The sequence below is a fragment of the Streptomyces sp. NPDC057428 genome (assembly GCF_042803195.1).
In the GTDB taxonomy this organism is placed as follows: Bacteria; Actinomycetota; Actinomycetes; order Streptomycetales; family Streptomycetaceae; genus Streptomyces.
Map to the genome: position 1 here is coordinate 24,235 of NZ_JBHVCT010000007.1, position 14,395 is coordinate 38,629.

At 71.7% G+C, this 14,395-nt stretch carries 14 protein-coding genes; 6 read left to right on the plus strand and 8 right to left on the minus strand.

Annotated elements, in window-relative coordinates:
* Positions 1-196: 196 nt before the first annotated feature.
* The 7 genes from ACFU5K_RS04595 to ACFU5K_RS04625 all read right to left on the minus strand — a co-directional run bounded on the left by ACFU5K_RS04595 (position 197) and on the right by ACFU5K_RS04625 (position 8,239).
* Positions 197-1,870, minus strand: coding sequence for a dipeptide ABC transporter ATP-binding protein (locus ACFU5K_RS04595; protein WP_384056719.1), 1,674 nt, complete (start codon positions 1,868-1,870; stop codon positions 197-199).
* Positions 1,867-2,856 (minus strand): ABC transporter permease, encoded by a 990-nt coding sequence (locus ACFU5K_RS04600; RefSeq protein ID WP_384056721.1) that lies wholly within the window; start codon positions 2,854-2,856, stop codon positions 1,867-1,869. Before ACFU5K_RS04600 ends, ACFU5K_RS04595 begins: the two co-directional genes overlap by 4 nt.
* Positions 2,853-3,836: an ABC transporter permease gene (locus tag ACFU5K_RS04605; RefSeq protein WP_384056724.1), complete on the minus strand. Its 984-nt coding sequence runs from the start codon at positions 3,834-3,836 to the stop codon at positions 2,853-2,855. Before ACFU5K_RS04605 ends, ACFU5K_RS04600 begins: the two co-directional genes overlap by 4 nt.
* 2 nt (positions 3,837-3,838) lie before the next feature.
* Complete coding sequence (locus tag ACFU5K_RS04610) at positions 3,839-5,572, minus strand: ABC transporter substrate-binding protein (RefSeq protein WP_384056727.1); 1,734 nt, start codon at positions 5,570-5,572, stop codon at positions 3,839-3,841.
* A gap of 204 nt (positions 5,573-5,776) precedes the next feature.
* Positions 5,777-5,872, minus strand: coding sequence for an Ms4533A family Cys-rich leader peptide (locus tag ACFU5K_RS04615; protein WP_327114964.1), 96 nt, complete (start codon positions 5,870-5,872; stop codon positions 5,777-5,779).
* 88 nt (positions 5,873-5,960) lie between these two features.
* The gene (locus tag ACFU5K_RS04620; protein WP_384056730.1) at positions 5,961-7,265 is read right to left on the minus strand and encodes a DUF3152 domain-containing protein; all 1,305 of its coding nucleotides are present in this window, start codon (positions 7,263-7,265) and stop codon (positions 5,961-5,963) included.
* 8 nt (positions 7,266-7,273) lie between these two features.
* Positions 7,274-8,239: an alpha/beta fold hydrolase gene (locus ACFU5K_RS04625; RefSeq protein ID WP_384056733.1), complete on the minus strand. Its 966-nt coding sequence runs from the start codon at positions 8,237-8,239 to the stop codon at positions 7,274-7,276.
* Between the two features lie 112 nt (positions 8,240-8,351).
* On the opposite strand from ACFU5K_RS04625, the gene ACFU5K_RS04630 reads away from it, so the two are divergent.
* The 4 genes from ACFU5K_RS04630 to ACFU5K_RS04645 all read left to right on the plus strand — a co-directional run bounded on the left by ACFU5K_RS04630 (position 8,352) and on the right by ACFU5K_RS04645 (position 10,208).
* On the plus strand, positions 8,352-8,567 hold the full coding sequence (locus ACFU5K_RS04630; RefSeq protein WP_384056736.1) for a hypothetical protein: 216 nt from the start codon (positions 8,352-8,354) through the stop codon (positions 8,565-8,567).
* Positions 8,568-8,735: 168 nt separating this feature from the next.
* On the plus strand, positions 8,736-9,377 hold the full coding sequence (locus ACFU5K_RS04635) for a TetR/AcrR family transcriptional regulator (RefSeq protein WP_384056739.1): 642 nt from the start codon (positions 8,736-8,738) through the stop codon (positions 9,375-9,377).
* Positions 9,378-9,514: 137 nt separating this feature from the next.
* Entirely contained in the window at positions 9,515-9,742 is a 228-nt protein-coding gene (locus ACFU5K_RS04640; protein ID WP_327114974.1) for a DUF3107 domain-containing protein, read from the plus strand.
* Positions 9,743-9,935: 193 nt separating this feature from the next.
* The gene (locus tag ACFU5K_RS04645; protein WP_384056742.1) at positions 9,936-10,208 is read left to right on the plus strand and encodes a hypothetical protein; all 273 of its coding nucleotides are present in this window, start codon (positions 9,936-9,938) and stop codon (positions 10,206-10,208) included.
* A 9-nt stretch (positions 10,209-10,217) separates the two neighbouring features.
* Here the strand turns inward: ACFU5K_RS04645 and ACFU5K_RS04650 are convergent, their stop codons facing one another.
* Entirely contained in the window at positions 10,218-10,964 is a 747-nt protein-coding gene (locus ACFU5K_RS04650) for a ferritin-like fold-containing protein (protein WP_384056745.1), read from the minus strand.
* Between the two features lie 475 nt (positions 10,965-11,439).
* Between ACFU5K_RS04650 and ACFU5K_RS04655 the strand changes: the two genes are divergently transcribed.
* The gene (locus tag ACFU5K_RS04655; RefSeq protein ID WP_384056747.1) at positions 11,440-13,386 is read left to right on the plus strand and encodes a DEAD/DEAH box helicase; all 1,947 of its coding nucleotides are present in this window, start codon (positions 11,440-11,442) and stop codon (positions 13,384-13,386) included.
* Between the two features lie 103 nt (positions 13,387-13,489).
* Positions 13,490-14,350: an alpha/beta fold hydrolase gene (locus ACFU5K_RS04660; protein ID WP_384056749.1), complete on the plus strand. Its 861-nt coding sequence runs from the start codon at positions 13,490-13,492 to the stop codon at positions 14,348-14,350.
* Positions 14,351-14,395 lie beyond the last annotated feature (45 nt).

Sequence of the window (14,395 nt, forward strand, 5' to 3'; positions counted from 1 at the left end):
CAGACCGGGTCCCGCGCGCCCACTTCGCCGCGCCCGGGACGCAGCGGCGGGGGGGGGCCCGGGAGGGGGGGCGGCCCCCCGGGGGGGGGGGGGCGCGGGTGGGTGGCCCCCCCCACCACCGAAAGGGGTGAACCGGCGTAACTTTCCCGCACCCATCGCGTTCAGTTGCGACAATGACGCGTGCGATTACGGAAAGTCAGGCTGCGGCCAGTTCCTCGCGGGCCGCGCGGCGCACGGCCGCGACCCCGGGATCGAGTGCGGGCACCGCCGCCAGGAGCTGCCGGGTGTACGGGTCCTGCGGCGATCCGTACACCTCGTCCACCGCGCCCTGCTCGACGATCCGGCCCTGCCGCATCACCGCCACGCGGTCGCTGACCTGGCGTACGACCGCGAGGTCGTGGGCGATGAAGACCAGACCGAGGCCCAGTTCGCGCTGGAGCTCGGCCAGGAGTGCGGTGACCTGTGCCTGGGTGGTGACGTCGAGTGCGGAGACCGGTTCGTCGCAGACGATCAGCTTGGGGTCGGCCGCCAGCGCGCGGGCGATCCCCACGCGCTGGCGCTGCCCGCCGCTGAACTCGTGCGGGTAGCGGTCGTACCGGCCGGGGTCGAGGCCGACGCGTTCCAGCAGTTCCCGGACGCGCGCCCGGATCCGGGTGTCGTCGCACACACCGGCCGCACGCAGCGGGTCGGCGACGGACTCACCGATCGAGCGGCGCGGGTTGAGCGACGCGACGGGGTCCTGGAAGATCATCTGGATCTCCCGGCGAACAGGGCGAAGGGCCTTCTGCGACAGGGAGCCGATCTCCTGCCCCCGGTACCGGAGCCTGCCGTCCGTCGGATCGAGGAGCCGCACGAGCATACGCCCGAGCGTGGTCTTGCCGCTGCCGCTCTCGCCCACGACGCCCAGCGTCTCGCCGGCGCGGACCGTGAGCGAGACGCCGTCCACCGCGGTGATCCGGCCGGCGCCCCGGCCGAACTCGCGGCTGAGGCCGACGGCTTCGAGGAGCGGCTCCCCCCCGGGGGCGACCGCGGGCCCGGGTGCCGGGACGGCTGCGGCCTCCTGCCGCTCCGCCACGCGTGTCCGCGTGGCGTCCACCCGGGGCACCGCCGCGAGCAGTTCGCGGGTGTACGGCTGCCGGGGCGAGCCCAGCACCTCGGCGACGGGCCCACGCTCCACCGCCCGGCCGTGCTGCATCACGAGGACGTCGTCGACACTCTCCGCCGCCACGCCCACGTCATGGGTGACCAGCAGCAGCCCCATGCCCGTCTCCCTGCGCAGATCGTGCAGCAGGTCGAGGATCTGGGCCTGCACCGTGACGTCGAGCGCGGTCGTCGGCTCGTCGGCGATCAGCAGCCGGGGCTCGCAGGCCAGGGCCATCGCGATCAGTGCACGCTGCCGCATCCCGCCGGAGAACTCGTGCGGCCGCGACCGGGAGCGCCGTACCGCGTCGGGTATCCCGACGCGGTCCAGCACCTCGACGGCCCGCGCCCGTGCCGCCCGCCGGGAGGCACGCGCGTGGACCCGGTACACCTCGGCGATCTGGTCACCGACCGCGTAGTACGGGTCCAGCGAGGACAGCGGGTCCTGGAAGACCATCGCGGCCCTCGCCCCGCGCAGCGCGCGCAGTTCCGCGTCGTCCGCCGCCTGCACGTCCACGCCGGCGACCCTGATCGAGCCGCCGACCGTGGCGCCCGTCCCCCGGTGGAGCCCGAGCAGGGCCCACGCCGACGCGCTCTTGCCGGATCCGGACTCGCCGACCACGCCGAGCGCCGCGCCCTCCTCCAGCGTGAACGACAGGCCGTCCACGGCCCTCACCCCGTTCGCGCCGTCGAAGGAGATGGTCAGACCGGAAATCTCGACCAGGCTCATGCCAGCACCACCCGACGGTCGGCCATCGCCTGGAGGATGTCCGCGACGGCATTGGCAAGGACGACGAAGAAGCCGGTGACGAGCACCAGGCCGACGACGACCGGAAGGTCGACGTTCTTCACGGCGTCGACGAGTTCGCGTCCGACGCCGGGGATGTTGAAGAGCGACTCGGTGAGGACGGCTCCGCCGAACATCGAGCCGATGTCCAGTGCGCCGAGCGCGATGACGGGGCCGAGCGCGCCGCGCAGCGCGTGCCGCCCGACGAGCTTGCGCTCGCTCACCCCGTACGCCCGGAAGGTGCGCACGTGGTCCTCGGCGAGGGTCTCCAGCATCGACGCCCGGGTCATCCGGGCGTACGGCGCGGCGGAGACCAGGGCCAGTGAGACCCAGGGCAGCAGGAGGTTCCACGCCCACTGCTCCGGGTTGTCGGTGAGCGGTACGTAGTCGGGGAAGGGCAGCAGCTGCAGCGCCGAGCAGAAGACGATGATCAGCAACAGGCCGATGACGAAGACGGGTGTGGCCATGCCGGCCAGGGTCAGTCCGGTGAGGAGCCGCTCGGTCGCGCGGCCGCGCCGCCAGACCGACAGCAGCCCGGTGCCGACGCCGAGGACGACCCACAGCACGAAGGCGCCGATCGCGAGGGAGGCGGTGGCCGGGAGCTTGGTGAGGATCATCTGGGTGACCTGCTCGTCGTTCTGGTAGGAACGCCCGAGGCAGGGTGCCTGGCAGTGCAGGATGCCGGTGCCGGTCGAGTAGTCACGGCCGACGAAGATCCCCTGGAGGAAGTGCGCGTACTGCAGGTACAGCGGGTCGCCGAGACGCAGTTGGTCGCTGACCTGTGCCACCTGGGCGGGCGAGCAGCGCGGACCGCAGGCGATCTGCGCGACGTTGCCCGGGGCGACGTAGAAGGCTGCGTAGACGACGACGCTGAGGGCGAGGAGCACGAAGACCGCGCCTCCGATGCGCCGCAGCATGAACCGGCTCATGCTCCGGCCTCCTTCTTGCGCCCGGTGCCGATGCGCAGCCGGGAGGCGACACGCGGGTCGAGTGCGTTGCGTACGCCTTCGCCGAGGACGGTCAGCGCCAGCACGGTGACGAATATCAGCAGGGCGGGGATCAGCAGATAGGTGGGCGCCGCCTGGTACCAGGTGTCGGCGTCGCTGAGCATCTGCCCCCAGGACGGCGTGGGCGGCTTGATGCCGACGCCGAGGAAGGACAGCGCCGCTTCGACGACGATGTCGCTGGGGAAGAGCAGCACGGCATAGGTGATGACGGGAGCGGCGAGCGCGGGCAGCAGTTCGCGCCGGGCGATCCGCCAGGCGCCCCAGCCGCTGAGCCGGGCGGCCGCCACGTGGTCGAGCGACTTCAGCGCGAGGGTCTTCGCGCGCACGATCTTGGAGATGCCGGACCAGCCGAACAGACCGACGATCACGGCGATCAGCACCGGACGCGGGAAGCCCGCGGGGACGACGGCGAGCGCGCCGAGCGCGATCACCATGACGGGCAGGGCGACGACGACGTCGGTGACGCGGCTGAGCGCCTGGTCGACGAGGCGGTTGCCGAGCCCGGCGGCGAGCCCGACGGCCACGCCGATGATCACCTGGAGCAGGGTCGCGGCCATCGCGACGCCGAGCGAGACGCGGGCCCCGTACACGACCCTGGCGAAGAGATCGCGGCCGGTGAGCGGTTCGACGCCGAGCCAGTGGTCGGCACTGATCCCGCCGAACGAACCCACCGGTACACCGCCGGTCGCGGAGTCGACGAGGTCCGCGTGGTACGTGGTGGGGTCCTGGCCCTCGATGCCCGCCAGCAGCGGGGCGGCGAGCGCGACCAGGACCAGCAGGGCGACGATCACGGCCGCCACGGCGGCGGAGCGCCGGGCGCGCAGCCGCCGCCAGAACGAGGAGGCCCCGGTGGCGGGGGCCTGCACGGCCCCCGCCTCCTTGAGCAGCAGAGCTTCAGCCATGGTTACTTGACCGCGGCCTGCGAGATGTCGAGCACACCGGTCCAGTCGCTGATGACGACGTTCTTGACGGACTCGCCGTACAGGCGCTTGTAGACGGGGTGGAAGAGCGGCACGGTGACCGCCTGCTCACCGATCTTCTTGTCGAGTGCGCCCCAGCGCTTCGCGGCCGCGTCCAGGTCGGTCAGCTTGTTGATCTCGTCGACCTCCTTGTTGACGGAGGGGTCGTCGAGCTGGGAGGCGTTGAAGTTGTAGCCGTTCTCGACGATCTGGCGTCCGTCGAAGATCGGCGCGAGGAACGGGCCGCCGGACGGCCAGTCGGCGCCCCAGCCGGTGAGGAAGAAGCCGGGCTCGCTCTTCACGTTGAAGATCTTGTCGGAGTAGGCGTTGGACTCCAGGCCCTGCAGCTTGACCGTGATCCCGGCCTTCTTCAGCGCCTCCTGGATCGCGGTGGCGATCTCCGGGCTGGTCTCGAAGTTCTTGTCGTTGCTGTGCGTGAGGGTGATGGTCAGACCCTTGGCGTAACCAGCCTCCTTCAGCAGCTCCTTGGCCTTGGCCGCGTTGCCCGCCTTGCCGGCCGGGAAGGCGTCGTACGCCTGGTGGCCGAAGGACGCCTGCTCGGGCAGGAAGGTGGTGGCGGGCTCGGCGAGCGAGGAGCCGCCGGCCGCGTTGACCACCGAGGTGCGGTCGACGGCGTACGAGATCGCCTGACGCACCTTCGGGTCGTCGAACGGCTTCACCTTCGGGTTGAAGGCGATGTAGTTCGTGTAGCCGAAGTGGCCGGTGCCGACACGGTCGGCGAGCTTCTTGTCGCCGCTCACCTTGGCGAGCTCGGCCGGGCCGAGGTTGGTGTCCGTGGTGACGGCGGCGGCGTCCGCGCCGCGGGAGGCGGAGAGCCGCTGGTTGATGACGGCCGAGTCGAGCCCGGAGCGCACGTCGATGCGGTCCGGGTAGGCCTTGCGCTCCTCGTCGGTCGCGGGCGACCAGAAGGTGTTGCGCTCCAGGACGAGGCGCTCGCCGTCACCCTGGTTCTCGACGACCTTGTACGGGCCCGAGGAGATCGGGTGGTTCTCGTACTTGGCGCCCTTGTCCTTCGCCTGCGGCACCGGTGCCGTCTGGGTCTGCGTGGCGAGGTACGGGAAGTCGCCCTCGGGCTTGTTCAGGTGGAAGACGATGGTCCGGGCGTCCGGCACCTCGATCGAGTCGAGGCCCTTCTTGTCCTTGTACGGGCCCTGGTAGTCGGCCCCGCCGACCAGCCAGTCGCGCAGGTAGGGCGCTCCGCCGGAGAGTTCCGCGGCGAAGGACCGCTCGACGCCGTACTTGATGTCCGCGCTGGTGATCGCGGTGCCGTCCTCGTACTTCAGCCCTTCCTTGAGGGTGTACGTCCAGACGGTGGCGTTCTTGCTGGGCCTGCCCAGGTCGGTCGCCAGGTCGGGGACGACCTCGGAGCCCGCGGCGCCGTTCTCGCGGTTGCGGGTGGTGAGGGTGCGGAAGACGAGGGAGGGGACGTTGCCGCCGCCGGAGGTGTAGAGCCGCGCGGGGTCGAAGTCCTCCTGCGGGTTCCTGTTGAGCACGGTGAGGGTGCCGCCCTTGGCGGGCTTGCCCGAGGCGCCGGACGCGCTGCCGCTCTTCCCGCCGCCGTCGTCCTGGGGCCCGCAGGCCGCCAGTCCGGCGACCAGGACGAGACTGACTGCGGCGGTGGTCGCCACTCTGCGCGATATGACGGACGGCTGACTCATCGGAAGATGACCTCTCGGTGTGCTGCGGTGGGGAGGAGGGGAAGATTCCGCACGGGCGCAGCCAGGGTCCGCTCCTCGGGGAGGAGAGTGGACCTGATACCGGAATGCCGCGCCTGCGGACGGAGTACGCCCGGGCGCGGTGTCATGGAGGACCGAGGAGCCCGATGGGGCTCGTCAGGATGCCGACGCGCGCTCGAGCAGGCGTCAGCGACAGAGAATGTCGGCTACACAGTGCCCGGCCACGCCGAACAGCGCCAGCTCAAGGGCGGCGCGCTCGGAGGATGCGGGACTGTGCGACATACGTAGAAATATGGGCGACCCCACAGCCGGTGTCAACGCGAGGTGAGACGGCCGTCCCACAATGTGGACGAACCGCCTCCGCCTCGAATCAACTGCCCGGGAACACCCACGGGTTGGGGCGGCACTTGATGCCGTCCAGGTCAAGGGTCTTGGTCTGCTGCTGCATCACGGGGGCGAGAGCCCCCGGAGTGCGGCAGCTCACATGGTTGTGTCCGAGGCGGTGGCCGACCTCGTGGTTGATCAGCATCTGCCGGTAGGGCAGGAGCCTGTCCGGACCGAAGGTCGAGGCGCCCTGCGCCCAGCGGTACGCGTTGATCATCACGCGGTCCGTGGCCGCGGAGTCGCAGGAGACGTTGTCCTCGGTGGTGTCCAGGCCCGACTTCTCGCACCAGACACCCGTGGTGCCCGGACTCGCGAGGGTGATGACGAAGTCGGGTTCGCCGGAAGAGATCCGCTCGAAGGTCATGGCGCCGTCGTGCGCCCAGCTGCGGTCGTCGTTGAGCGTCTTCTGCACCGCCTCGGCGAACAGCCCGGAGTCGAGACCCAGGCCCCGCTCGACGTCGATCCGGTACCGGTACTTGTGCCCCCTTCCCGGCGCCTTCGCCAGACCCGGCACCGCGTCGAACTTCCCCGACGCCTTCAGGTCGGGCGCCAGCGGGAAGGGGGTGGCCATCTTCTCGGCGTACGACATGGTCTTGACCTCCGGCCGCCGCAGTGGGGGGGCGGGCCGGTCCACCGAGCGTGAGGCGTCGTCCGAGTCCTGCCGGTCGACGCCCGCGGAAGGCGAGGTATCGCCTCCGGCCCCCGGGCCGTCCGCGACCTGCCCGGCCACCACGACCGCCAGCACGGTGGTCACCGCGGCGGCCGCCACACCGGTGAAGGCACGGCCCTTGCCACCCTTGACCCGCCCGCTCCCGCCGGCCGGAGCGTCGTCGGACTCACCCTGCCCCGCCGCACTCCCGGGCGTGACCTCGGGCGGCACCGGCGGGGCCGGACGCGAAGGCGTGGTGTCGAACGCCTCCAGGAACTCCTGGCGCGCGCCCGGTATCAGCGGGGCGTCGCCGGTCCGCCGCGGCTGCGCCAGACCTGCCGCGCGCTGCGCCGCCTGCTGCCGCACCACGGCCTGCCTGACGCGGAACGCCTCGTGGGCCGCGGGCCCGGACACCTCCTGCCGCCCGGCGCCCCAGCCGCCACCCGGCTCGCGCTGTTCGGGGTGCCCGCCGCGGACTTGGGGCGCGTCCCGGAACGGGCCGCGCCCGTCCCCGTCGGCAGGACCGGCATCCCGCCCGCGCCTGCCGGTGCCGGGTCCCGGGACTCCGGCGGCGCCATCGACGCCTGCGGCCCCGGTCTCGCGGCGCTTGGCCTCAGGGCCCTTTCGACTGTGTCGTCCCACGCCCCGGATCAGCTCCCACCGCGTTCGTCGAGCAGTTCCCGGAACGCCTGGGCGACCGCCTCCGGGTACTCCATCATCGCCACGTGCCCTGCCTCGGGCAGTGTCAGCAGGCGCGAGTCGCGGAAGGCCGCGGACGCCCTGCGTGCCATCCGGTACGAGACGAGCTGGTCCTTCGAGCCGTACACCAGCAGGGTCGGTGCGAGCACCCGCTCGGCCTGGCGCCACAGACCGTGCTGTCCACCCAGCGTGTAGGCATCGACGATGCCCCGGGCCGAGCGTGTCATGGCGTCCCAGAAGTACGGAAGTTGCAGTCGTCGCTCCATCTCGGCCACCGCGTTGCGGAAGGCCTCGTCGGAGATGCGTGTCGGATCGCCGTAACAGAGTGCCATGGCTCCGCGGGTCCGCTGCTCCGCGGTCCATCCACGGGTGAGCCTGGCGAACAGGGTAGCTACGCCCGGGAGTGCGAGCATCGCCGTGGGGACGGCCGGCCGCTGGACCCGGATCTCCGGCAGGGCCGGGGAGATCAGCGTGAGAGTGCGCACCAGGTCGGGCCGGACGGCCGCGACCCGGGTGGCGACCGCGCCGCCCAGGGAATTCCCGAAAAGGTGAACGGGCCCGCGTCCACCGGCGTCCAGCAGCCGGATCACGGCCCGGGTGTGTCCGGTGACGGAGTAGTTCCCGTCGTCCGGCGGCGGGGAGTCGCCGAAGCCGGGCAGGTCGACCGCCTCGCTGTCGAGCGCGTCCGTCAGCAGCGGCATCAGGGCCGACCAGTTCTGCGAGGAGCCGCCCAGCCCGTGCACGAAGAGCGCGGGAGCCGCCCCCTCGGAATCCGCGGGACGGGCACGCACGGTCAGGGTGAGACCCGCAAGCGCGACGGAGCGCAGCCCCTCACCCTCCGTGACCTTCACGGCACTGACCGTGGGTGCCACCGCCGCGGCGGCGGCGCGTGTACCGGGCAGCTCGGTGGAAGACATGGGGCAATGTTACGAGACGATCACACGGTGATTCATGTGTTCGCCGTCACAGGTCGCATAGCGCCCCGGGAGGGTTGCTCCTACGCTGCAAGGGAAGGAAGGGAGCCACCCCATGACGGTCGACCCGAGCGACCCGGAGACCTTCGAGGACCCCCAGCCGGACGAAGCCGACCCGGAAGCACCCGAGGCCGACACCGCCGAACAGCGGGCGCCGGTCCGGGAGGAAGGCGACGAGCCCCTCCCGGAGCTCGACCCTGCGGCGGCGAACGAGGCGGACGCTGCGGAGCAGGCCCGCGTCGTCGCTCAGGATGAAGACGATTACCGGTAGAACGCACCACTTTGCGGCGTCGACCTGCGCATCTGTGGCTACCGGAGTCGTCCGGTCCGTGAAATTCTGCGTCCGCGCCGCGCACACCGGGATTACTCAAAAGTACGATGTCCCCACGGCGCAGCGTGCACGGTTCGGCTGTGTTCGATCACGAAATTGGGAGGCGGCGTGACAGCCATCGAGCAGACAGAGACGGCGCGCCCACGGGGCACCCGGCTCCCCCGTCGTGCCCGACGCAATCAGCTGCTGGGTGCCGCGCAGGAGGTCTTCGTCGCGCAGGGTTACCACGCCGCCGCGATGGACGACATCGCGGAGCGGGCAGGCGTCAGCAAGCCGGTGCTCTACCAGCATTTCCCCGGAAAGCTGGAGCTCTACCTCGCGCTGCTCGACCAGCACTGCGAGTCGCTCCTCCAGGCGGTCCGCACGGCGCTCGCCTCGACGACGGACAACAAGCTGCGCGTCGAGGCGACCATGGACGCCTACTTCGCGTACGTGGAGGACGAGGGCGGCGCCTTCCGCCTCGTCTTCGAGTCCGACCTGACGAACGAGCCCGCGGTGCGCGAGCGCGTCGACCGGGTGTCACTGCAGTGCGCGGAGGCCATCTCCGACGTCATCGCAGGCGACACCGGTCTGTCGAAGGACGAGTCGATGCTGCTGGCGGTGGGTCTCGGCGGGGTCTCCCAGGTCGTGGCGCGCTACTGGCTCTCCAGCCCGTCCGGAATCCCGCGCGAGTCCGCGGTACAGCTGCTGACGTCGCTCGCCTGGCGCGGCATCGCCGGTTTCCCCCTGTACGGCGCCGATCAGCACTGAAGCCGGTGTGAGCCCACGGGCCGGTGTTCGCTGCGGGCGTTGCCGGTCGACCCGTGGTCCGTCCCTTCACCGGGCTAATGTGTGCTGCGTACGGCGCGGTCAGACCGCGCGATGACGACCGTCGGAGGGACATAGCCGTGGAGGTCAAGATCGGGGTGCAGCACACGCCCCGCGAGATCGTTCTGGAGAGCGGGCTCACCGCCGAAGAGGTCGAGAGCGCGGTCGCCGAGGCGCTCAACGGCAAGGCGCAGCTGCTCAGCCTCACGGACGACAAGGGCCGCAAGGTCCTGGTGCCGGCCGACCGGATCGCGTACGTGGAGATCGGCGAGCCCAGCACCCGGCGGGTCGGGTTCGGCGCGCTGTAGCCGCGCGACGCAGGCGAAAGAGGTGGAGGCCCGGCGGATGTCCGCCGGGCCTCCACCTCTTTCTCGCCGGATCACTTCCGGAGTGTCCCTCGGTGGGGTGCTCCGGGTGCCCGGGAGGGTTGCGTTCCGCAGGCCACGGGTAGGACGGCCAAGGACCGACCGACCGCCGCGCCATCAAGCGAGGTGACCTTCTGTGCTCTGGGAATCCATCAGCTCCGTCGTGCTCGGACTCGCCCTGTCCTGGGTCGCGCTGCACACCTTGCCCGGCCGCCTCCCGCCCGTGCGCGTGGTGTACGTCACGGGCGTGCTCGGCGCGCTGTTCGGCGCCTATCTGACGCACTCGACGCTGGGTGCCGGTCATGTGCTCGCCACGCCGGCCGGCGCCGCACTGGTGGGGGCGGTGACCCTGTCCCTGCTGATCCGCCCGCGCAGCAGCCGGGCGGTGCGATCGGCGGCGGCCCAGTAGGGCCGGCCCTCAGGCCGCGAGGCCTAGGGCCGCCATCCGCTTGGTGTGGGCCTCGGTGATCCTGGAGAACATCCGGCCGACCTCGGCGAGGTCGAAACCGTCCGCCACTCCGCCCACGAGCATCGTGGACAGGGCGTCCCGGTCCGCCACCACCCGCTGCGCCTGCGAGAGCGCCTCCCCCATCAGCCTGCGCGCCCACAGCGCGAGCCTGCCGCCGACCCGCGGCTGCGCCTCGATGGCCGCGCGGACCTTCTCCACGGCGAAGTTGCCGTGGCCCGTGTCGTCGAGCACGGACAGGACGAGCGAGCGGGTGTCCGAGTCGAGCCGGGCGGCGATCTCCCGGTAGAAGTCACTGGCGATCGAGTCGCCGACGTACGCCTTGACCAGACCTTCCAGCCAGTCCGACGGCGCCGTCTGGCGATGGAAGTCGTCGAGCGCCTTGGCGAACGGCTCCATGGCGGCGGTCGGCTCCTCCTCGATGGCGGTGAGCCGGTCGGTGAGCTGCTCGAAGTGATGGAATTCGGCGGACGCCATCTTCGCCAGGGCCGCCTTGTCACCGAGTGTCGGCGCGAGTTTGGCATCCTCGGCGAGACGCTCGAAGGCCGCGAGTTCCCCGTAGGCGAGCGCGCCCAGCAGATCCACCACAGCTGCGCGGTACTGCGGCTCGGCCGAGGCGGTCACCCAGTCCTGGGCGGCGATCCCCGTCGGTGCGGGCGCTTCTTCGGATGCTTCAGTGGCGTTGTCAGGCGTCTCCATGCAGCGCAGAATAGCCCGCCCCGCCGGGAACGGGCTGGCCCGGCGAGACGGGGACATCACACCCTTCCAATGAATTCGCCCAACACATATGCGCGAATCCGGGGTACAGTGGTATTGCGTTCGCTGAGCATTTTGCTGTGCCAGGAGCGCGACCTTGAATGAGGATGCCCGGTCGGTGGCCCGATCGGCTCCGACCTGACAGCCCTCCACGCGGGGTGTACACAGAGTACGACCGCAGACGGAGGGGACCCCTCAGCGGCACGAGCGCTCGAGCGACGGCAGTGGTCCCGCGCCACCCGGCCCATCCAAGGCCGGATGACCAACCCCGGCACGGTACGACCCCCAGCGTTCGCCTCGGGCCGCGTCTCACAGAAGAGGCAGCACCCTGACTACGTTCCGCGACCTCGGAATCCTCACCGAGACGGCCGAAGCCCTCGAGGCTGTCGGCATCACGTCCCCCTTCCCGATCCAGGAGATGACGCTTCCCGTCGCGCTCTCCGGATCCGACGTCATCGGCCAGGCCAAGACCGGCACCGGCAAGACGCTCGGCTTCGGCCTGCCGCTCCTGGAGCGTGTGACCGTCCCCGCCGACGTCGAGGCGGGCCGGGCCGCGCCCGACAAGCTGACGGACGCCCCCCAGGCCCTGATCGTCGTCCCCACCCGTGAGCTGTGTCAGCAGGTCACCAACGACCTGCTGACGGCCGGCAAGGTCCGCAACGTCCGCGTTCTCGCGATCTACGGCGGCCGGGCGTACGAGCCCCAGGTCGAGGCCCTCAAGAAGGGCGTCGACGTGGTCGTCGGCACCCCGGGACGGCTGCTCGACCTGGCGGGTCAGCGCAAGCTCGACCTGTCGCACATCCGCGTCCTGGTCCTCGACGAGGCCGACGAGATGCTGGACCTGGGCTTCCTTCCCGACGTCGAGCGCATCATCACCATGCTGCCGCCCAAGCGCCAGACGATGCTGTTCTCGGCCACCATGCCCGGTGCCGTCATCAGCCTCGCGCGCCGCTACATGTCGCAGCCGACGCACATCAACGCCACGTCGCCCGACGACGAGGGCACGACGGTCAAGAACACGGCGCAGTTCGTCTACCGCGCGCACAACATGGACAAGCCGGAGATGGTCTCGCGCATCCTGCAGGCCGAGGGCCGCGGGCTGGCGATGATCTTCTGCCGCACGAAGCGCACGGCCGCCGACATCGCGGAGCAGCTGGAGAAGCGCGGCTTCGCGTCCGGCGCGGTCCACGGCGACCTCGGCCAGGGCGCCCGTGAGCAGGCGCTGCGCGCCTTCCGCAACGGCAAGGTGGACGTCCTCGTCTGCACCGACGTCGCCGCGCGCGGCATCGACGTCGAGGGTGTGACCCATGTCATCAACTACCAGTCGCCCGAGGAGGAGAAGACCTACCTCCACCGCATCGGCCGCACCGGCCGCGCGGGCGCCAAGGGCATCGCGATCACGCTGGTCGACTGGGACGACATCCCGCGCTGGCAGCTGATCAACAAGGCGCTGGACCTGAAGTTCCCGGACCCGCCCGAGACGTACTCCACGTCTCCGCACCTCTACGAGGAGCTCGGCATCCCCGCGGGGACCAAGGGCGTGCTGCCCCGCGCCGACCGGACCCGTGCGGGTCTGCGCGCGGAGCAGATCGAGGACCTCGGCGAGACGGGTGGCCGCGGCCGCAAGTCCGCCGTGTCCGCCCCGGCCCCCCGTGAGGAGCGGCCGCCGCGCACTCCGCGTCAGCGCCGTCGCACGCGTGGCGGCGGCGACCTGGCAGAGGGTGCCGTCACCGTGCCCGTCCCCGCGGCCGAGCCGGCCGCCGAGGACGCCGCGGAGCCGCGCACCCCGCGCCGCCGTCGCCGTACCCGTGCCGCGGTGGCCGAGGGCGTCGTGGAGGCAGCGGTCGCCGTGACCGAGGCTCCGGCCGTCGAGGCCGCGCCCGTCGCGGAGGCCGAGCCGGCCGAGGAGGCCAAGCCGCGCCGTCGCCGTGCACGTGCCACGGCCACGAAGCCCGCGGTCGCGGCTGCCCCGGCGGCCGAGCCCGTGGTGGACTTCCAGACCGTGGCCGTCACAGAACCGGCGGTGGAGCCCGTGGCCACCAAGCCGCGCCGCCGCACCCGCGTCGTGAAGCCGGCCGACGAGGTCGACTTCCAGATCGCGCCGGTCTCGGAGCCCGTCTCCGAGACCAAGCCGCGCCGCCGGACCCGTGCCGCAGCGAAGCCGAAGACCGACGTGGCGGAGACCGCGGCCGCCCCCGAGGAGGCCGCGGAGACCAAGCCGAGCCGTCGCCGTCCGCGTGCGGCCGAGAAGACCGGGACCGCCGCGGTGTCCGAGGCCGTGGTGGACGACGGGGCTGCCCCCGTCAAGCCGCGTCGGCGCCGTGCCCGCGCGACGACGGCCGCGGCCGGGGCGACCGAGGGCTGATCAGTTCCACGGCGTACGGCCCCGGTCCCCGCAGGTGCGGGGACCGGGGCCGTACGCATGCCTGCCCGGGCGCGCCCCGGCCTCCGGCGCTAACCTCGGGCCCATGAGCCGGCCGCCCACCTTCACCCCGCCCCCCTGTGCCCGCGCCCGCGTCCTGCACACCGAGCGCGGGGACTTCGCCGTGCTGGACGCCGCGCCGCGTACCGCCGCGCACTCCACCGCACTCCTCCTGCCCGGGTACACCGGCAGCAAGGAGGACTTCGTCGCGCTGCTCGAACCTCTCGCCGAGGCCGGTTTCCGGGTCCTCACGGTGGACGGCCGGGGGCAGTACGAGTCCGAGGGTCCTGACGACCAAGAGGCTTACACGCAAGCCGAGTTGGCCCACGACGTGCTGGCCCAGGCAGCCGCTGCCGACCGCTCCCCCCTGCCCGGCGGCATCCATCTGCTGGGACATTCGCTGGGCGGTCAGATCGCCCGCGCCGCGGTGCTCCTCGACTCCGCCCCCTTCCGTTCGCTCACGCTGATGTCGTCCGGTCCCGCCGAGATCGACCCGGCGCAGCAGAAGAAGGCCCGGCTGCTGGGCGACGCGCTCGGCAGGTGGAGCATGGCGGAGGTGTGGCAGGCGATGCGCGCTCTCGACCCGCCCGAGGACGCGGACACCGGGGACGGCGAGGACCTGCGCCTGCGCTGGATGCGCCACAACCCGGCGCAGCTGATCGCCACGGGCGCGCAGTTGTCGGCCGAACCCGACCGGGTGGCCGAGCTGGCCGCGCTGCCGCTTCCCGTGCACGTGATCTCGGGCGAGCGGGACGACGTCTGGCCGCTGCCGCTGATCGACGACATGGCGAAGCGGCTGGGTGCCCGGCGCACGGTGATCGAGGGGGCCGAGCACTCCCCGAACACGGCCCGTCCGCTGGAGACGGCCGCCGCCCTCGTCTCGTTCTGGCGGAGCGTCGGGGACTGAGGCGGCCGACGTCAGGGCGTGCGGCAGGCACGCCAGGTTCGGATG